The sequence below is a fragment of the Kitasatospora sp. NPDC127035 genome, from assembly GCF_042726075.1.
GTDB lineage: Bacteria > Actinomycetota > Actinomycetes > Streptomycetales > Streptomycetaceae > Kitasatospora.
Map to the genome: position 1 here is coordinate 24,870 of NZ_JBHXDN010000011.1, position 18,965 is coordinate 43,834.

16 protein-coding genes are annotated in these 18,965 nt (G+C 75.4%); 9 read left to right on the forward strand and 7 right to left on the reverse strand.

The genetic code is table 11. The features are described from left to right. Nucleotides 1-115: 115 nt before the first annotated feature. Nucleotides 116-967: an N-formylglutamate amidohydrolase gene (locus ACFWIC_RS09735; RefSeq protein ID WP_380517378.1), complete on the forward strand. Its 852-nt coding sequence runs from the start codon at nucleotides 116-118 to the stop codon at nucleotides 965-967. A gap of 8 nt (nucleotides 968-975) precedes the next feature. Here the strand turns inward: ACFWIC_RS09735 and ACFWIC_RS09740 are convergent, their stop codons facing one another. Beyond that, a complete protein-coding gene (locus tag ACFWIC_RS09740; protein ID WP_380517381.1) occupies nucleotides 976-1,731 on the reverse strand; it encodes a thioesterase II family protein in 756 nt (251 codons plus the stop codon). Nucleotides 1,732-1,982: 251 nt separating this feature from the next. Then, on the reverse strand, nucleotides 1,983-2,723 hold the full coding sequence (locus ACFWIC_RS09745; RefSeq protein WP_380517384.1) for an AAA family ATPase: 741 nt from the start codon (nucleotides 2,721-2,723) through the stop codon (nucleotides 1,983-1,985). Between the two features lie 746 nt (nucleotides 2,724-3,469). Here ACFWIC_RS09745 and ACFWIC_RS09750 point away from each other — a divergent pair. From ACFWIC_RS09750 to ACFWIC_RS09770, 5 genes are all read left to right on the forward strand, one after another. Further along, a complete protein-coding gene (locus ACFWIC_RS09750; protein ID WP_380517387.1) occupies nucleotides 3,470-4,195 on the forward strand; it encodes a hypothetical protein in 726 nt (241 codons plus the stop codon). Continuing rightward, a complete protein-coding gene (locus tag ACFWIC_RS09755) occupies nucleotides 4,144-4,383 on the forward strand; it encodes a hypothetical protein (protein ID WP_380517390.1) in 240 nt (79 codons plus the stop codon). Before ACFWIC_RS09750 ends, ACFWIC_RS09755 begins: the two co-directional genes overlap by 52 nt. 148 nt (nucleotides 4,384-4,531) lie before the next feature. Further along, a complete protein-coding gene (locus tag ACFWIC_RS09760; protein WP_329950555.1) occupies nucleotides 4,532-4,717 on the forward strand; it encodes a hypothetical protein in 186 nt (61 codons plus the stop codon). 265 nt (nucleotides 4,718-4,982) lie between these two features. Beyond that, nucleotides 4,983-5,819, forward strand: coding sequence for an aldolase (locus tag ACFWIC_RS09765; RefSeq protein ID WP_329950554.1), 837 nt, complete (start codon nucleotides 4,983-4,985; stop codon nucleotides 5,817-5,819). 1 nt (nucleotide 5,820) lies between these two features. Continuing rightward, entirely contained in the window at nucleotides 5,821-6,708 is an 888-nt protein-coding gene (locus tag ACFWIC_RS09770; protein ID WP_380517394.1) for a dihydrodipicolinate synthase family protein, read from the forward strand. A gap of 97 nt (nucleotides 6,709-6,805) precedes the next feature. Here the strand turns inward: ACFWIC_RS09770 and ACFWIC_RS09775 are convergent, their stop codons facing one another. The 4 genes from ACFWIC_RS09775 to ACFWIC_RS09790 all read right to left on the reverse strand — a co-directional run bounded on the left by ACFWIC_RS09775 (nucleotide 6,806) and on the right by ACFWIC_RS09790 (nucleotide 14,706). Beyond that, the gene (locus ACFWIC_RS09775; protein WP_329875733.1) at nucleotides 6,806-7,381 is read right to left on the reverse strand and encodes an XRE family transcriptional regulator; all 576 of its coding nucleotides are present in this window, start codon (nucleotides 7,379-7,381) and stop codon (nucleotides 6,806-6,808) included. Nucleotides 7,382-7,464: 83 nt separating this feature from the next. Then, nucleotides 7,465-8,457 (reverse strand): ABC transporter ATP-binding protein, encoded by a 993-nt coding sequence (locus tag ACFWIC_RS09780; protein ID WP_380354460.1) that lies wholly within the window; start codon nucleotides 8,455-8,457, stop codon nucleotides 7,465-7,467. A 79-nt stretch (nucleotides 8,458-8,536) separates the two neighbouring features. Next, the gene (locus ACFWIC_RS09785) at nucleotides 8,537-11,347 is read right to left on the reverse strand and encodes an FtsX-like permease family protein (protein ID WP_380517398.1); all 2,811 of its coding nucleotides are present in this window, start codon (nucleotides 11,345-11,347) and stop codon (nucleotides 8,537-8,539) included. Further along, nucleotides 11,344-14,706 carry a PT domain-containing protein gene (locus tag ACFWIC_RS09790; protein ID WP_380354455.1) on the reverse strand — a complete coding sequence of 1,121 codons (3,363 nt, stop codon included), beginning with the start codon at nucleotides 14,704-14,706 and terminating at the stop codon, nucleotides 11,344-11,346. Before ACFWIC_RS09790 ends, ACFWIC_RS09785 begins: the two co-directional genes overlap by 4 nt. A 337-nt stretch (nucleotides 14,707-15,043) precedes the next feature. Between ACFWIC_RS09790 and ACFWIC_RS09795 the strand changes: the two genes are divergently transcribed. The 3 genes from ACFWIC_RS09795 (at nucleotide 15,044) to ACFWIC_RS09805 (ending at nucleotide 17,962) form a co-directional block, all read left to right on the forward strand. After that, complete coding sequence (locus tag ACFWIC_RS09795) at nucleotides 15,044-15,757, forward strand: ABC transporter ATP-binding protein (protein ID WP_329875726.1); 714 nt, start codon at nucleotides 15,044-15,046, stop codon at nucleotides 15,755-15,757. 669 nt (nucleotides 15,758-16,426) lie between these two features. Continuing rightward, nucleotides 16,427-17,209 (forward strand): TSUP family transporter, encoded by a 783-nt coding sequence (locus tag ACFWIC_RS09800; protein ID WP_380360913.1) that lies wholly within the window; start codon nucleotides 16,427-16,429, stop codon nucleotides 17,207-17,209. Between the two features lie 351 nt (nucleotides 17,210-17,560). Next, nucleotides 17,561-17,962 (forward strand): SAV_915 family protein, encoded by a 402-nt coding sequence (locus tag ACFWIC_RS09805; RefSeq protein WP_380517403.1) that lies wholly within the window; start codon nucleotides 17,561-17,563, stop codon nucleotides 17,960-17,962. Nucleotides 17,963-18,125: 163 nt separating this feature from the next. Here the strand turns inward: ACFWIC_RS09805 and ACFWIC_RS09810 are convergent, their stop codons facing one another. Further along, on the reverse strand, nucleotides 18,126-18,668 hold the full coding sequence (locus ACFWIC_RS09810) for an EF-hand domain-containing protein (RefSeq protein ID WP_380517406.1): 543 nt from the start codon (nucleotides 18,666-18,668) through the stop codon (nucleotides 18,126-18,128). Between the last annotated feature and the right edge of the window lie 297 nt (nucleotides 18,669-18,965).

Below are 18,965 nucleotides of genomic sequence, written 5' to 3' on the forward strand. Positions count from 1 at the left end.
GGATCGGACGACCGGTCGGCCGGGTGATCCGCTGATCGGGTGATCGGGGCGGCCCCGGACGGACATGATGGCGGTGACACCCCCGTGGCACCACCGGACGCGCAGCGAGGCACAGATGACCGACGCACCCGACGCACCCGACGCACCCAGGACGCCCGGGACACCCGGGGCACCCGACGTGGCCGGCCCCTTCCGGCTCCACCCCGGATCGCCCGACTCCCCCGTGATCCTCCACGTCCCGCACTCCGCCCGAACGGTACCCGCCGACGTCCGCTCCGGAATCGTGCTGGACGACCGGGAGCTCGCCCTCGAACTGGACCACATCACCGACGCGCACACGGCGGAGATCGCCCACCGGGCCGCGCAGGCCGCCGGATCGACGCCCTGGCGGTTCGTCAACCGGCTCTCCCGGCTGGTCGTCGACCCCGAGCGGTTCCCCGACGAGCGCGAGGAGATGCTCGCGGCCGGCATGGGGGCGGTCTACACCCGGACCACCCACCGCGAGGACCTCCGCCCGGCCGGCTTCGACGGAGGGCCGCTGCTCGACCGCTACTTCCACCCGTACGCGGAGGCGATGACGGCCGCGGTCGCCGGGCGCCTCGCGGCGGTCGGCCGCGCGGTGGTCGTCGACGTCCACTCGTACCCGACGAAGGCCCTGCCGTACGAGCTCCACGGCGACGGCCCCCGGCCGCCGATCTGCCTGGGCACCGACGCCCGCCACACGCCCGCCCCGCTGCTCGACGCGGCGCAGCGGGCGTTCGCGGGGTTCGGCGGTACCGGCCTCGACAGCCCCTTCGCGGGGACGTACGTGCCGCTGCGGTACTACGGCGGGACGGCGGACGTCAGCGCGCTCATGGTGGAGATCCGCCGCGACCTCTACATGGACGAGCCCGGCGGGGCGGCCGGGCCGGGCCTGGACGCGCTCGCGGCAGCCCTGGCCCGACTCGTCGACCTGGTCTCCGTCTGACGCCGGGGTCAGCCCCGCAGACGGGCGGTCAGGACCTCCACCACGGCGGCGCGCTGGTCGGCGAGGTAGAAGTGGCCGCCGGGGAACACGTTCAGGTCGAAGCCGCCGGTGGTGTGGGCCGCCCAGCCGCGGACCTGGTCGAGCGTCGCGCGCGGGTCGGCGTCGCCGGTCAGTGCGGTCACCGGCAGGGAGACCGTCGCGTCCGGCGCGGCGCAGTACGTCTCGATGGCCGTGTAGTCGCCGCGCAGTGACGGCAGGATCAGTTCCCGCAGCTCGGGGTCGGCCAGGACGCGCCCGTCGGTGCCGCCGAGCCTGCCGACCTCGGCGAGCAGGCCGTCGTCGTCCAGCAGGTGGACCGTCGAGTCCCGGGGCACGGAGGGCGCGCGGCTGCCGGAGACGCAGAGCCGCACCGGTCCGGCCACCCCGTCGCGCTCGAAGCGGCGCGCCACCTCGAAGGCGACGGACGCGCCCATGCTGTGCCCGAAGAGGGTGAGCGGGCGGTCCGCCCAGCCCAGCAGCGCCTGGTAGGCCCGGTCCGCGAGGACGGCCAGCGAGTCGACCGCAGGCTCCCCGAACCGGTTCTGCCGGCCCGGGTACTGGACGGCGAGCACGTCCGCGTAGGGCGAGAGGGCCGCCGACCACTCCAGGAAGTAGCCGGCAGACCCGCCCGCGTGAGGGAAGATCACGACCCGTGCGGGCGCCGCGTCGACGGGGTGGAAGCGGCGGAACCAGAGGCTCTCGGTGACGGCGGTGTGGCCGGGCATGCGGGGGCTCCCTCTCGGCGGACGGATCGGTCGGTGATCTCTCTCCCCAGTCTCCCCACCCGACCACCCCCGCCACCAGATCATCAGCCGGAGCGGCGCCGTGACGGCTGCCACTTCCGCGCGCCGCCGGATCCCCGGCAGGCCCGCGCCACCGGCCGCCGAGCCCCGCCCGTCCGCGCCGAAGCCCCACCGAGGACGGGGCGAGGACGGGGCGAGACAGCGCGGGACGAGCCGGGACGCGGCGGCCCCGTTCAGGCTCCGGGCGTCGTGCCCGACGGCCCCGGTCCGAACCGTGCCCGCACCGCCCGTGAGCGGGAGGCCGCGTCCAGCAGGAGCACCGACGCGGCCTCGGGCGTGGGCGTCGCGCCGTCGCCGCGGGCGTGCCGGGTGAGCGAGGCGACGAGGCGGTCGAGGCCGCGCCGATGGCGGGCGAAGGCTCGGCGGGGCGCCCACCGGCCGCGGGCCTGCTGCCCGGCCAGGGCGGTGGCGGCGCCGACGTCGAGCAGGACGAGGTGCAGCTCGCGTCCCTGTCGGGCGGCCGAGCGGGCGAGCCAGCGGCGCATCCACGCCCGGCTGCCGCAGTCGTGGACCAGCAGCGGCCCGCCGCGGGAGACCGACCGGCGGAGCAGCCGGACGTGCTCCAGCCGTGCCCACGGCCGGTAGACGCCGTAGGGCAGGCGCGCGGGCATGACGGCGGCGCAGGCCTCGTGGACGGCCCTCGGGTCGACGGTGGCGGCCGACGGCGCCCCGGCGGACCACCGGCGCAGCAACGTGCTCTTGCCGCTCCCGGGCAGGCCGGAGACGACCACGACGGCGTCGCCCGGGTACTCGACGGCGAACGGCTCGCCGGCTTCGCCGCGCAGGTCGACCGGCCCGCGCGGTGCCATCATCACGCCCACGCCCGCCGCCGGCGTCGGCCCCGTCCGGCTGCCGGTCCGCGGCCGGACCGCCGTCGGGCCACCCGCGCCGGTCGCCCCGTCCACGGTGCTCACCGGCGCTCTCCCGGGAGGCCCCCGCCGTCGGGCCGGGGAGACGGGGGTGCCCCCGTCCTCAGCGTGGCGGCGGGTCCTCGGCCCGGATCCGGGGAGCGGCGGAGCGGACGCCGGGACCGTGGACGGACCGCGTCGCCGGTCGGGGCCGCCGGTGGGACTGCCGTGCCTGTGGGGTGTTCCATGATCCTGACCTCAACGCTGCTCGAAGCATCCTGCCCGCCGGGCAGGCGGACGGACTGTACGCCCATCGAGGGCCGGCACGTCCTCGCGTGGCGATCGCACGCCGAATTCGGGCCGAGGAACGGGAACCCGCCCCGGCGAACCGGCCGAGGGCGCGCGTCCGTACCGCAGGACGGGAGGAATCCCCGACCTGGGGGCGGGAAGGGTGCCGGCCCTCCCGTCCGTGCCCGACCCGGCACGATAACAATCCACAACAGTCCACGTCGGAGGCCGGGTCCCCGGTTCCGGCGGCGTGCCGCGGCATGCCGGGGGCCAGCCCCACGAAGCCGGTGCGGTCCGCCGGACCGGCCACCGACGGACCGACCACGGACCGGCGCCTCCGCCGCGACGGCCCGGGCATACCGGGCAGGCGCGCTCTATGGCGGCGGCCGACATGATGGTCCATCAGTTCACCGACCCGCTCGGCACGGTGAGCGGCGGGACGACCGGGGCCGGGCTCGGCACGGCGGGCGCACGGCGGACGGGTGGCGGGTGCACGGCGGTGCACGGCGGGCGGAGGGCTGGACGTGGCGGGGACACTGCGGGAGGCCGCGGGGGCCGGTGCGGGGACGGCGACGTACACCGGGCTGGTCCTGGCCGGGCTGACGCGCGATCCGGGGCGGGTGGCACTGCGTCACGGGGCGGAGGCGCTCACGGCGGCCGAGTGCCTCGCCGGTGTCCACCGGCCGGCCCGGGCGCTGCCGGCGTTCGGCTTCGATCCCGCGCGGTTCGGCGCGGCCGCCGCGCGGATCGCGGCCGAACTGCCCTCGGCCGAACTGCCGGCGCTCGGACGGACCGGCCCGGGCACGGACCTGCTGGAGCCGGCCGCGCCGCTGCCGGCCGAGCCGGTGGCGCCCCGGTTCCGGCCCGAGGACGCGATGGCGGTCCGGTTCACCGGAGGGTCGACCGGGCGGCCGAAGGGGGGCCTGCGCCGGTCCGTCCGCCCGCCGCGGCCGGAGCTGGTGGCCGCCACGGTGCGGACGCCCAGCGCGATGCAGGGCTACTGGCGCGACCCGGAGCTGACCGCCAGGGTCCTCCGCGACGGCCTGCCGGACACCGGCGACCCGGGCAGTCTGGACGGGGCCGGCTACCTGACGGTGGCGGGGCGGCGCGATTCGATGGCAATCGTGGACGCGCACAACGTGTTCCCCCCGACGTCGAGGAACCGCTGCTGGCGCACCCCGCGGTACGGACGGCGGTCATGTTCGCCACGACCGGACCGGACCGGCTCCAGCGGGCGCACGCCGCCGTGACCGTGCTGCCGGGCAGCGGGGTGACGGCTGAGCAGCTGCACCGGTGGGTGCGGGACCGGCGCGGGCCGCTCTGCGACCCGGCGACGATCCTGGTCCTGCCGGGCATCCTCCCCACCGGGACCGGCAAGCCGGACCTCGGGGCCCTGCGGGCGCCGGCCGTCCCACCAGGGGCGCACGTGCCGGAATAGTGCGCCGCCCGCGCTTCGACCGCCCGCGCACGCCACCGTTCGCGCGGCGGACGCGATGCGGAACCGCCCGTGAACACTCGACCTGGCGGGCCGGTCTGCCGATATCCCCGGCGGTACCCTTCGCGCCGCCCTCCAGGAGGCACCTTCCGTGACCTGGCTCCGCGTCCTGACCGCGCTCGGCATCCTCGCCGTGGCGGCCAGCGCCCTGATCGTCTTCGCCCTCTGCACGGCCGCGGCCCGGGGCGACCGCACCGACCGCGGCGCCCCCCGGGGCGGTCTCCGCGAGGACGCCGAGCAGTCCGGACTGATCCGGCGCACGGGCGGGGAGAGCTGACCACCGGTCCGGCCCCCGCCGGGTGACCTCCGGCAGGCACCTCCGCCGACCGTCACCCTCGGTGGCGGCGCCCGGGCACCCGGTACGCCGACCGGTACGCCGCCCGTTCGGCGTCGACATGAGGACACAAGGTGTCCTAAGGTGAACGACGTGTCCTTCGTCGATCCTCCGGCGCACGACACCGACGCGCCGCACGCCCGGCGGCGCGCCGCACCCCGGCGTCCCCGACGGACCCGGTGTCCCCGCACGAAGGAGAAGCACCGTCATGGCCGAGACCCTGACCGCCGCCAAGGCGGACCTGGTCGACCTCGCACACCGCAGGATGCAGAGCGCCATCCCCGACAACGACTGGACCGTCCGCCAGAAGCTCGCGCTCACCTGCCGGATCCTCTTCGACGCCGGCCACGACTCCGGGCTGGCCGGTCAGATCACCGCCCGCGCCGAGCGGCCCGGCACCTACTACACCCAGCAACTCGGGCTCGGCTTCGACGAGATCACCGAATCCAACCTGCTCCTGGTGGACGAGGACCTCAACGTCCTCGAAGGCGGGGGCATGGCCAACCCGGCCAACCGCTTCCACAGCTGGGTGTACCGGGCCCGCCCGGACGTCAACTGCATCATCCACACCCACCCGCTGCACATCTCCGCACTGTCGATGCTGGAGACCCCGCTGGTCGTCTCCCACATGGACCTCTGCCCGCTGTACGACGACTGCGCGTTCCTCGAGAAGTGGCCCGGCATCCCGGTCGGCAACGAGGAGGGCGAGCTCATCTCGGCCGCGCTCGGCGACAAGCGGGCGCTGCTCCTGGCCCACCACGGACAGTTGGTGGCCACGGGCACCGTCGAGGAGTCCTGCACCCTCGCCGTGCTCTTCGAACGGGCGGCCCGGCTCCAGTTGCTGGCCTCCGCGGCCGGCCGGATCCAGGAGATACCGGAGCTGCTCGCCCGCGAGGCCCACGACTGGACCTCCACCCCCAAGCGGGGCCAGGCCAACTTCGCCTACTACGCCCGGCGCGCCCTGCGGGCCGGCCACGGCGACGCACTCGTCCCGCCCGGCTCCCCCCACACCCACGACGCCCACGACACGAACGGCGGTGCCTGAGATGACGAGCCTCACCCTGGAAGGGATCATCGCCTACCCGGTGACCCCGTTCGCCGCCGGTGACGGCGGCGTGGACACCGACGCTCTCGCCGCCCTCGTCGACCGCCTGATCGCCTCCGGCGTCCACGCCGTCGCACCGCTCGGCTCGACCGGCGAGAGCGCCTACCTCGACGACCAGGAGTGGTACACCGCCGCCGAGACCGCGCTGGCGGCGGTGGCCGGACGGGTGCCCTCGGTCGTCGGCGTCGCGGACCTCACCACCCGCAACGCGGTCCGGCGCGCCCGCTTCGCCGAACAGGCGGGCGCGGACGCGGTGATGGTGCTGCCGGTGTCCTACTGGAAGCTGGACGAACGCGAGGTGATCCGGCACTTCACCACGGTGGCCGAGGCCGTCTCGGTGCCGGTGATGATCTACAACAACCCCGCCACCAGCGGGATCGACCTCTCCCCCGAGCTGATGGTCTCCCTCGTCGACCGGGTGGAGAACATCACCATGGTGAAGGAGAGCAGCGGCGACGTGCAGCGGATGCACCGGCTCTCCCAACTCACCGACGGCGCACTGCCGTTCTACAACGGCAGCAACCCGCTGGCGCTGGAGGCGTTCGCCGCCGGCGCGGCCGGCTGGTGCACCGCGGCGCCGTGCCTGATCCCCGAACCGGTGCTGGAGCTCTACCGTGCCGTCCGGGCCGGCGAGCTGGACACCGCCCGCAAGGTGTTCTACCGCCAGCTGCCGGTCCTGGAGTTCATCCTGCGCGGCGGCCTGCCCACCACCGTCAAGGCCGGCCTGGCGCTGCGCGGGCTGGACGTCGGCACGCCGCGCCGCCCGCTGCTGCCACTGGACGAGGAGCGGACCGGCCGGCTGGCCGAGCTGCTCGCGGCGGTCGGCTGACGCCCGTCGCCCCCCGGGACCCGTCCCCGGGACCTCGCGTGAGGGCCGTCGCGTCAGGGTCCTCGTATATCAGGGTCCTCGCGTCAGGGTCCTCGTGTCAGGGCAGGGTGGGAACGCGGTCCGCCGGGCCGGCCGGGTCGTCGTGGATCACCACGAGGACCGCGGCCGGCCCGGCGCCGGTGGAGCGGCAACGGTGCGGCAGCGCCGAGTTGAAGTAGACGCTGTCGCCCGGCTCCAGCCGCACGGTCTGCTCCGGGAACTCCAGCTCGACCGTCCCCTCGTGGACGAAGAGGAACTCCTCGCCCGCGTGGGACTTGAACGGCGAGTCACCCAGCTCGGTCGGCGGGTGCATCATGAACGGCACCATCTGCTTGCCGGTCAGCCCGGTCGCGATGCCCTCGTAGTGCGGGGTCCCCGGGCCGGTGCCCCCCGCCATCGGCGTCCGCTCGCCGGCCCGCACCACGGTCACCAGCTCGGGCTCCACCTCGTCCGAGAACAGCCGGCTGACGTCCACGTCCAGCGCGTGCGCGAGCTTGAGCGCGGTGGAGATCGACGGGTCGCTGAGGCCGCGCTCCACCTTGGACAGGTAGCTCTTGGTCACCCCGACCTTGGCCGCCAACGCCTCCAGGCTGAGCCGGTTCTGCTTCCTCAGCACCCGCACCCGGCTGCTCATCGCGCCACCTCTCGCCCCGGAACGTCCCGGTCCAGTATCCCATCCGCGCCCGCCGCGCCTCCACCGCGCCCGCGCCGCGGCCCTCAGTGCCCTTCGAGGTCGTCCGGGCGGACGGAGATGTGGTCGGGAGCGAGCTCCACGGCCACCCGGTGCTCCATGCCGAGCGCCTCCAGGAACTTCGCCGGCAACTGCACCCGGCCGGTGCGGTCCAGCATCACGTACTCGGTCTCGTTCACCGACTCCTCGCCGTGCTCGTCGGTGAGCGTGCGGCGGAGCACCTCGCTGCTGGTCCGGCCGTCGCGGATCGCGACGGTGCGCCGCACCTCGCCGGCCACCATCGGGTCGTGGGTGACGATCACGACCGTGGCGCCGAGGTCCCGGTTGACGGTGCGGAAGGCCTCGAAGATGCTCGCCCCGGTGTCCGAGTCGAGCTCACCGGTCGGCTCGTCGGCGAGCAGCACGGGCGGGTTGTTGGCCATGCCGACCGCGATGGCGACCCGCTGCTGCTGGCCGCCGGACATCTCGGAGGGGCGCCGGTGGGCGAGGTCGCCGATCTCCAGGGCCTCCAGCAGTTCGGCGACCCGGGCCGCCTGGCGGCGGGAGGCGCTCCGGGTGGAGCGGCTGCCGCTCAGCTGCATCGGCAGGGCGATGTTCTCGGCGGCGGTGAGGAAGGGCAGCAGGTTGCGGGCGGTCTGCTGCCAGATGAAGCCGACCACCTCGCGGCGGTAGCGCAGGCGCTCGCGGGCCGACATCTCCAGCAGGTCGCACCCCGCCACCGTCGCGGTGCCGGCGGTCGGCACGTCGAGGCCCGCCAGGATGGTGAGCAGCGTGGACTTGCCGCTGCCGGAGGCGCCGACCAGGGCGACCAGGTCGCCCTTCCGGATGGTCAGTTCCAGGCCCTGGAGGGCCTGCACCTCGACGCCCTGGGCGCTGAAGATGCGGACCAGGCGGTCGCAGACGATGGCCGCGTCCGCATCTCCGAAGGCCTTGGGCGCGGCGGCGGCACGCGCCCGTTCCTGCAGTTCCTGGAAGGTGGGGACCGGGACGGCCGTCTGTTCCTGGGCGCTGCTGTTCACCGCTGCACTCCTCTCGTCGACGCTGTGCTTCTGTCGCGGTCGCACTGTCGTGCTTCCGTCGTGTGCCGGACCGGGACGCTCATTGCTGGTCCCCCGCCCGGAGTTCGGTGGCGATCTGGCGGCGGCCGGAGACCAGTGCCTCCGCGACCACGCCCGCCGAGACGAGGGCCGCGAGGCCGACCGTCTGGAGCAGGACCGGCGGGACGGCGACCGGCAGGCCGGCCGGGATCGCCGCGCCGACCAGGGTGGACAGGTCGAACGCCGGGCCGAGCAGGGCGACCGCGGCGACCGCGACCAGCCCGCCGCCGACCGCCGCGACCAGCGTCTGCGGCAGGGTCTCCACCAGGATCAGGAAGAGGCCCTGGCGGGGGCGCAGGCCCATCGTCCGCAACCGGGCCAGCAGGGCGGCCCGTTCGGGCGCGGCCCGTACGAGGGTCAGCAGGACCGCGAGCAGGGCGAGCACCCCGGCGCCGAACACGGCGACCCAGAACAGCCGCTCGGCGGACTCCTGGAGCGGATCGTCGCCGAGCTCGGCGACCACGCCCGCACCGGTGCGCACCGTGTACCCGGCGGGCAGTGCGTCCTTCTCGGCCGTCGCGCCGGTGACCCGGCCCTTGGTCGCCGTGGCGGCGATCAGTTCGCGCACCAGCCGCTTCAGCTCGGCCTCGTCGACGGAGCCGGCGGCGAACCAGAGGTTGGGGCGGCCGAGTTCCGGTGCGCGGGCGACGGCCGGCGCGGCGGGGAGGACGACGAACATGCGGCCGTCGCCCTGGAGGGCGGGCGTGCCGTCGACGGTCCCGACCGCCCCGACGAGCAGTTCGCCGCCGCCGGGCAGCCGGAGCCGGTGCCCGGTGGCGTCCCCGGCGAGCTTCTCGGCGAGGGCGGTGGAGACCAGCGCCGGCAACGGGGCGTCGGGGCCCTCGGATCCGCCGGCCAGGACGGCCGGGTCGAACGCGCCGTGGCCGAGCGAGCGGGAGATCGCCGCGTACGCGACCGGATCGGCGACCACGGCGGAGATCCGGGTGGAGCCGCTGCCCGTGCCGAGCAGGAACACCTCGGTGTCGGACCAGACCGGGGCGGCGTCCCGGACCCCGGGGAGCGCGGCCGCCGCGGCGGCGAAGGCGGGTGTGACGTTGACGCCGATCGGGAGCAGGACCGAGGCGTCGCCGCCCACGGTGAGCCGGGCGGCACGGGTCCGGGCCGACTCGACGGCGTCGAGGACGGTGGCCCCGAAACCGGCGGTGGTGACGGCGAGCAGGAGGGCGAGCAGCGGCAGGACGGAGGGTCGCGGCCGGGTGTCGGTACCGCGGGCGGCGCGGGCCAGCCCGAGGAAGCCGACCACGCCGGGCCGCCGGCCCGCGGCCCTGGCGAGGGCCCCGACCAGCAGCGGCTGGATCCGGGCCAGCACCAACCCGCCGGTGAGGGCGAGCAGCAGCGGCGACGCGACCAGCAGCGGGTCCAGGCCGTCGCCGACGGGCGCGACACCGCGCCGCCGGACCTCGGCCACGGCCGCCACGGTGAGGGCCAGCACGGCGAGTTCGCCGACCAGCCGGCGCCGGGCGCCGGCGGCGCGGGGCCGCGACCAGAGGAGTGCGGCGCGGACCGGGAGGGCGAGCAGGGTGAACAGGCCGACGCCGAGCGCGGCCAGGACGGCTCCGCCCCAGCGCGGGGTGGGCAGCAGCCACAGGGCCAGCGCCGTCGCCAGCGCGGCGGCGGGCAGCACCGTGACGGCGCCCTCGCCCAGCAGCCGTCTCGTCACACCGCCGCGCGAGCCGCCGCGGGCCTGGAGCAGCCGGAGTTCGGCCGTACGCCGGTCGGAGGTCAGCGCGGCGGCCAGACAGAGCACCACCACACCGACCCCGGCCAGACCGGCCGGGCCGAGCGCGGCGAGCGGGGCGACGGCCTGCTGCCGGGCGGTGGCCTGGGTGAACAGCTGCGGCAGCTGGGAGTTGATCCGCAGGTCCGGGTGGTGGGTGGCGGCCATCAGCGCGGTCGCGGTGGGACCCGTGAGGTAGGAGGCGATCTCCTGCTGCACCCGGGGCAGTTGGTCGGCGCGCAGGCGGTCGACGTCGAGCGGCAACCGCCAGAAGTCCTGGGCGCCGCTCTCCCAGCCGTCGACCCGGTCGAGGGCGCCCCCGGCGACCATGCCGGTGACCCGCCAGTAGGCGTCCGGGAACTTGCCCGTGGTGTAGGCCAGGCAGGCCTGCACGGGGCAGGGCAGCTCGGTCCAGTACGGGTCCTCCGGGGCCGGGGCGGTGAAGAACCCGACGACCTCGGCCTGGGGTGCCTGGCCGGTGACGGACTCCGTGGTCCGGAGTACGTCACCGAGGTGGATGCCGACGGTGTCCGCGGCGTTCTTGCTGATCGCGATCCGCACGGGGGCGCCCTGCGGGCCGACCTCCGGCCAGCGGCCCTCGACCAGCGTGGTGCGGTCGCCGAGGCCGTTCACGTAGAGCAGGTCCATCATCGGGAGGACGCCCTCGGGCATCGCGAGCCCCGGGTTGGCCAGGGTGCGGGGCTTGCCGCTGCGCGCGCCGTAGACCGGGCCGCCCGGGGCGACGCCGAAGGTCCTACCGGTGTGGGCGGTCAGCTGCGCGGCGGCGTCGTCGAGGTCCTTGGCTCCCCCGCTCAGGCGCGAGGTGGCGAACAGGCTGGTCGCGGCGGGGCCGCGGTCCTTCAGGAACTCGCGCAGCCCCTGGTCGGCCGTCCGGTCCAGGATCCTGGGGAAGGCGGCGGCCAGGAAGACGGTGCCGAAGGCCAGTGCCGCGGTGAGCAGGGCGGCGAGCGGCGTCGCCCGCAGCCTGGTGCGCACCCAGGGCGCGGGGCGGTGGGCGGCGGAGGGGAGGGCGGTCGCCCTGCCCGTGCCGTCCGTTCCGGTCGGGCTGGTCACATCTCCTCCATGTTCCGGAGCCGTTGGGCCACGTCCCGGCGCCGGCGGCCGCCGAGGAGGGCCGAGAGCAGCGGGACGGCGGCGATCACGACGGCCAGGAGCACCGCGGTGCCGACCGGCAGGTCGACCACGGCCTCCGGGACGGGACGGCGGGCCGCCGGGGTGAGCACCACGAGCGGCACGATGAGGTGGACGATCAGGGCGCCGAGGCCGAGTCCGACGAGGCTGCCGAGGCCCACCAGGACGGCCTGTTCGGAGGCCGCGGTGCGGACCAGACGGCGCCTCGGCGTACCGAGGGCGAGCAGCAGCGCGAACTCACGGGACCGTTCGCCCGCCGCGGCGGCCGAGGCGGCGCCGAAGCCGATCGCGGCGAGCACCGTGGTGACGACCGCGATGGCAGCGAGCGCGTTCTGCGGGGCGGCGCTGAGCGGGTCGCCGGTCAGCGCGGCGGCGACCTCCTCGCGCAGTTTCAGGTCCGGCGTGCCGGGGGCGGCGCGCAGGGCGGCGGCGGCCCGGGCGGGTGCCGGGTCGTCGGAGCCGGTGGCCGGCAGCCACCACTCGGCGGGGACGGGGGTCTCCCGGCCCTCGGCGGCGAGCGCCCGGCTGACGGTGGCGAGGTCCAGCAGGAGGGACTTGTCGCCGACGACCGGCAGGGACTCGACGACCGCGCTGATCCGCACCCGCAGGACGGTGGGGCCGACGGGCACCCGGACGGTCTCGCCGACGGCCCCGCCGTTGGCGGTCAGGAAGCCCCGGGTGGCGACGCCGGCGACCTCCTGCGGCGTGCCCGCCGCGGCGGCTCCGGCCGCAGCCGCCGCGACCGGCGTGTAGACGCCCCGGACGCTGCCGGAGGCTCCGTTGACCGGGCGGTAGCGCACCTTGAACAGCTGCTGGGCGTCGGCCCCTCCGAGGCTGCCCTCGGTGGCGAGGACGCCGCTGACCGCGGAGCCGGTGGGGGCCCAGGTCAGACCGGCCGGGACCTCGGCGGGCACGGCGGGAGCGTCCGCCGCGTCGGCGGCGGAGATCCGGCGGACGGTCAGCTCCCCACCGTCCCGGACGTCCGCAGAGACGATCAGCCCCACGACCGAGAGCGGTGCGGACGCCGTGCTGAGCGGGGCGTCCGTCAGGGCGCGCAGGTCGGCGGTGGCGCGGCCCTCGCCCGAGGCGGGGACGCCGATGAGGGGGGCCTGGAAGGTGAGGCCGTAGCGGTCGCGCAGCAGCACCCAGACCTCCGGTCGGCCCTTGGACGGTATGACGTAGCTGTCGCGCGGGTTCTCGGCCTGCTCCCTGGGCACGAACGTGACGTCGGCGTCGATCCGTTGCGGTCGGCCGGGCAGCGGTACTCCGGCCGCCGCCCCGGTGGGCGCGGCCTGGGCCAGGGGGTCGAACAGCGTGTGCGGGTCCTGGTTCTCCAGGAGGTCGGAGCGGACCGGCACACGGTCGGCGAAACCGGCGGCGTCCAGGATGAGCACCTGCCCGTAGCCGTTGTCGGGGAGCGACTGCTCCTGCCGGACGACCGGGAGGACCCGGTCTCCTCCGGGCAGGGCGCTGTAGCGGCTGCCCTGACCCATCGGAGCGGTCTTGGAGTTGTAGATCCTCAGCCCGCCGGCGGTGGTGAAGCTCGCCTGGTCCTGCTGGGAGGTGTTCCAGGTGGCGTGCTGGCCGAGGGCCAGGACGCCGGTGGAGACACCGAGGACGAGGAGGAGGACCGGCCCGCTGGCGCGGCCGGGCCGGCGGGCCAGCTGCCAGCCGACCAGGGCGGGCGCCAGGCCGCGACCGCGGGCGGCCAGCCGGGCACCGAGCCGGGCGGCCAGCGGCAGCAGCCGCAGCGCCAGGAGGGTGCCGGCGCAGAGCGCGAGGGTGGGGGTGGCGACCAGGACCGGGTCCAGGCCGAGCCGGCCGTCGGAGTCCGGGGACAACCCGCCGCTGTACTGCGAGAGTTGGTGGTAGGCGAGCACGGCCAGGGCGAGCAGGGCGAGGTCGGCGCCGGACCGGGCGGCGCCGGAGGCCAGGGCCTGGCGGCGGCCGGCCCGGCGCAGCACGGCCGACCCGGCGCCGCGCAGCACGGCGGGTACGGCGGCGAGCAGGACGCAGCCGAGCGCGCAGAGGACCGAGACCGGCCAGAGCGTCCAGCTGAGACCGGTGTCCAGCGGCACCCGGCGCAGCGGCCCGAAGCCGCCCAGGACGCGGAGCAGCGGCGGGGTGAGCAGGGGGGCGAGCAGCGCAGCGGGCAGGGCGAGCAGCGTCGCTTCCAGGGCGGTGAAGGCGCCGAGCCGGGCGCCGGACGCACCACGGGCGGCGAGCAGGGCGTTCTCGGACTGCTGACGGGTCGCGATCAGGTGGACGACCAGGAGCAGGGCGGCGGCGGCGAGGACGATCAGCTGCAGGGCGCCGATCAGCAGGGTCGACCGGGCGACCAGCGCGCTGGACTCCAGTTCGTCGAGCAGGTCGGGGAGTTCGCTCCGGGCGATCAGGCCGCCGTTCTTCGCGAGCTCGTCGCCCAGCCCGGCGGCCCGGGCGCGCAGGGCGTCGACGGTGGCGGGGGCGGTGCCGGCGAAGTCGGCGTCGAGCAGCCAGCTGCGGCCGTTCTGCGGGACGCCGGCGACGGTGAAGACACTGTCGTCGACCAGCAGGGGGCCGTAGGTGGTGAAGCCGCCGGCCTGGATCTCGCGCCCTTGCAGCGGATCGAGCCGCCAGTAGAGGTCGGCGGCGTCGGTGGCGCGGTAGAGGCCGGTGATCCGCACGGTGAGCGGCGCGCCGCCGTAGCGGTCGGCGAGCCGGACGTCTACGGGCAGCGCCTCGGCGGTGAGGCCCAGCCGGGTCAGGACGGTCTGCGGCACGGCCGCCTGGACGGGGCCGCCCGCGCCGCCGGCGGTGGCGACGGCGGGCAGGGTGCCGGCGAGCACGGTGACGCGCTCCCGGTCGAGGGTAGCGAGGAGGGTGAGGTCCGCTTCCTTGCCCCCGGGCTGGCCGGTCGGCTGGCCGGTGGCCTGGCCGCTCGGCTGCCCGGTGGCCGCACTGCTCGGCCGGCTGCCCGACTGCGTGTCCGGCAGCCCGTAGGAGCGGCTGCGGGCCAGGCTGTGGACGGTGGTGGGGAGTTCGCCGAAGAGGGCGCGGTTGTAGTCCGCGACCGCCGTCTCGTCCTTGGCCCGCTTGTCCAAGCCGTGCTCGGAGTTGACCACCACCGTGGTCCGCGGGTGGCCCGCGCCCTGGAGCGCCTGGCGCTGACCGACCTCACCCACGGTGCGCTGGAACGCCACCAGTGCGGTGAGCACCGCCGTCGTGATCAGTACGGTGAGCAGCGCCGCACTGGCCAGGGGCAGTCGCCCGCGCAAACGGCGCACGACAAAGCCGAGCATCCTGATTCCTCCCCCGGTCCATCATGGTCCCCGCGCCGCTGCCCCTACGGGCAGACTTGTCCCATTACGCGGATGGGCGCCCTCGGCGCACCGATACGGTGATCACCGGCACTTGATCACCGGATAGCGGACGATGCTGTCAGATCCGGCCAAAGAAAGGAAGGGACTTGCGCGAATCATGTAAGTAATGAGCAAATGCTCCGCACCGCAGCGCTGTTGCGGCTGACAACAGGTCAAGCCGCTCGGCTTTTGCGTGACCGATAGCCATGAACACCTCAGCCCTTTGCCCCCGGCAAGGAGCCCCGTAGGAACACCCGAACACCGAGGGGACGTCGTCATGACGCAGCAACCGGTCGGCACCGTCACGGCTCCCATGGTGGCCGTGACCGATCTCCGACGCAGTTTCGGATCCGGTGAGCGCGCCGTCCACGCGCTGCGCGGGGTCAGCTTCTCCATAGGCAAGGGCGAACTCACCGCCCTCAAGGGCCGGTCCGGCTCCGGCAAGACCACGCTGCTCAACCTGGTCGGCGGCCTCGACAGCCCGAGCGGCGGCACCATCACCCTCGACGGCACCGACATGGGAAGCCTCGACGAGGAGGGCCGGCTCGCCCTTCGCCGCGACCGCCTCGGCTTCGTCTTCCAGTCCTTCGGCCTGCTCCCGGTGCTCACCGCCGCCGAGAACGTCGGCGTACCGATGCGGCTGCGGAAGGTCCCCGCGGCCCAGCGCGAGGAGCGCGCCCACACCCTGCTCGCCCTGGTCGGGCTCGCCGACCACGCCAACCAGCGTCCCGGCGAACTCTCCGGCGGCCAGCAGCAGCGCGTCGCCATCGCCCGCGCCCTGGCCAACGAGCCCGACCTGATCATCGCCGACGAGCCGACCGGCCAGCTGGACTCGGAGACCGGCCGCGCGATCATGCAGCTGCTGCGCGCGGTGGTGCGCAGTGAAGGGGTGACCGTCCTGGTCGCGACCCACGACCCGACCCTGATGGAGCTCGCCGACCGGGTGGTCGAGCTCCGCGACGGCCGGATCGTCGAGGAACCCGCCGCCTGAGCCCGGACGCCACCTGCCGCCGGTCCCGCCGTCGGCCACTGTCGGCCGGTGGCGTCCGGTCGCCCTGCCGCCGCTCGGACCGGCGGCAGGGCGACCGACCGGGTGTGGCCACAGCGAATGCCCGCACGGACAAAAGGCCGGGCAGCGCAATGCGCCGGGACGGCAGACCGGGGAATCCGGCCCCACCGGCCAGGAATAGGCAGAGGTCCCGCTCACCAGGGATCCGCCACCGGCGCAGGAATTCCCCGCCGCGCCCGCACAAGGCGAAGCGCACCGAGAATTGTCCGGCCGGCGGGGTCGGGCGACTCCGGCGACGAACCGCGGAGGTGAGCACGGAACCGCCGACAAGCGGGGCTCGCCCTGCCACCCGCAATGCGTCGAGGGCCGCCGATGCCACGAGCACGGTGACCGCGCAACCGCCGGGCGGACCACCCGCTCCTGGCCAAGCTCTCGAAGCTCGGCGGCCAGGGCCGCACGGGCCGTCGGCCGGGCCCTGCCCGCCCTGGGCGTCACCCTGCCGGCCTTCCTCACAGCCGACGTCCTCCCCGGTCTGGTCCGCCGCACCGGCGCGGACCGGTCCGGGCGCTCCGGTCCGGTCCGTGGACACGCTCCCGACGGGTGCGCGGGCATGGCGGATACTGCCCCGAGGACCGACGGAGGGGGCTCGCGGTGGGCTGGTCTTCGAGCCTGCTCGGGTTCGGCACCGGACTGCTGATCTCGACGGTGACGGCGCCGGTGGGTGTCTCGGGAGCGGTGTTCCTCCTGCCGGTCCAGGTCAGCGTCCTGGGGGTGCCGAGCCCCGCGGTGACGCCGACGAACCTGCTGTTCAACGTCGTGGCCGGCCCGGGTGCGCTCCTGCGCCACCGCAGGGCCGGACGACTGGGCGGGCCGCTCACCCGGCTGCTGGTCGCGGGCACCGTTCCGGGTGTCGTCATCGGCGCCGCCGTGCGGGTGTTCGCGGTGCCCGGGCCGGAGGTCTTCCGGCTGCTGGTCGCCGCCCTGCTGCTGCCGCTCGGCGGCTGGCTGTGCCTCCGCACCCTGCGTCCTGCCCGGGACCGCGCCGCCACCGCGCCGACGGCCCGGACCACGACCGGACTCGCCCTGGCCGTCGGTGTCGTCGGCGGGATCTACGGGATCGGCGGCGGTTCGATCCTCGGCCCGGTCCTGGTCGGCCGCGGCGTTCCGATCGCCGAGGTGGCACCGGCCGCACTGGCGTCGACGTTCGTGACCTCGCTCGTGGGTGCCGGCACCTACGCGGCGCTGGCCCTGGCCACCACCGGCGACATCGCCCCCGACTGGGTGCTCGGTCTGTCCTGCGGGCTGGGCGGCCTGGTCGGCGGCTACCTCGGCGCCCGCTTCCAGCCTCATGTGCCCGAGACCGCGTTGAGGCTGCTGCTCGGTGTTCTGGCCGCCGCCGTCGGCCTCCTCTACGCCGTGCAGGGCCTGCGCTGACCGGTGCCCGCCCCGTCGGGGCGAGCGTGGCGGCGAGGTCCTCGCGGCGGCGCCGGGGGCGAGAGGCTCGCGGACGTGTTCACGGCGTGGCGGCAACGGCTGCACGTACGGGTGAACCGACCGGTGGGCCGTGCTGCCCGCCGCCTCGCCGATTCCTCGGCCGCACGGCGGCGACCGCGTCAACGCGGCGTCAAGGCCGCGTCAAGGACGAGGGCGGCCGGATCATGAAAGCGTCAGGGACGGGGACGGAGCGGGCGCGGGCGGGCATACGGTCATGGTGCGAGCCCGGCCGGCGACGGCGCCGAGGACCGGGGCACCGTCCGTCCGTGCCGTCCCTGCCTGGAGGCAGCCATGAACCGCCGTTCACTCGCCGAGGACCCCGAGCCTTCCGAACCCGTCCCGGCCGGACTCCTCCTGGTCCCCGTCCGGCCGGGTCCGCTGGGCCACGCCGCCCGGCTCTTCCGCACGCCCCTCGGCGACCGCACCGCCGTCGCCTTCACGACCGAGCAGCTGCTCATGACCGTCCTGGGCCCCGCCCAGCCGTGGATCACCCTCGCCGAACCCGCCCTGCGGGCCCTCACCGAACCGCTGGGCGTCGCCGTGCTCACCGTCGACCCGCAGCTGGCCGCAGCCGCCGCCCGGCCCCGGCGCGAGGGCACCTTGGAGCGCCCCCTCCTCATCACCCCGTCCTTCGTAGGCGCTCCGGGCCGAGGGCCCGCGCCCGACGTGCTGCCGCACCGGGCCCGCCGGTAGAGCCTCCGCTCCGACGGCCGGCCGGGCGGCACGGCCGGGTGGCCGGCCCGGTGGCACCGCGAAGCGGCAGCCCGAGCCGATCCGCGTCAACATCACCGTCGGCGTCAACCTCGCCGTCGGCGTCGGCAGGCGGGACTTCAGCGCTGCCCGCCCCGAGTTGCGGTCACTGCTCCGGGATGCGGCCGCACATCGCGTTGCCGGGCTCGGACGGGTCGGCACTGATCCAGAACTGCGCCCACAGGAGGGCGAATTCGGGCCGGCTGAGATACCCGTCGCCATCCAGGTCGAGCAGGTCGAAGACGTCGTCGGTCTCCACGCTCCGCCCGTGCCAGATGTCGACGAGGCGGTGGTGCTCGGCGCGCGAGATACGGCCGTCCCCGTTCTCGTCCACGGCGTCGAAGACCGTGTCGGCAGTCGCCGTCACGACCTCCCGCAGGGCGGGGAGCCGGTCGACGAGGGCCAGGAACTCGTCCATGTCGACCGTGCCGTCGTGGTCGGTGTCGGCGACCGTGAGCAGGTGGTCCCACCAGCCCGTCATGAGCGCCTCGACCCTGGCCCCCAGCCCGGTGTCCCGCTGGACGGCCGGCAGCCGGCTCCAACGCTCCGCCAGGGCACCGAAGTCGCTCTGCCGCAGGCAGCCGTCCCCGTCCGCGTCGAACGCGGCGAACACGTTGCGGAGCTTGCGCTGCTGGAACTCGCTGGCCATGGACGGGCCTCCCCTGTGCCGACTGCCCCACCACGTGTGGCGACAGGCTGGTGACTTTAAGTGCGCAGCGCGGGCGTCGCCGGGTTTCGGGGGAAGAACCGAGGACTCCCGGCGCGGCCACCCGGAGTGTGCTACGCATCGCCCGCCGGATCCGGCGCGGCCCGTGACCACCGGGGCGCGGCCCGCCGCCGCGCCGGATCCGGCGGCCACGAAGGGCAGGCTCCCGAGGCGTGGAGCATCGCGGTGGGCCCGGGCAAGCGACATGTTCAGATAAATTGCGTCGCCTTCTGTTCGTAT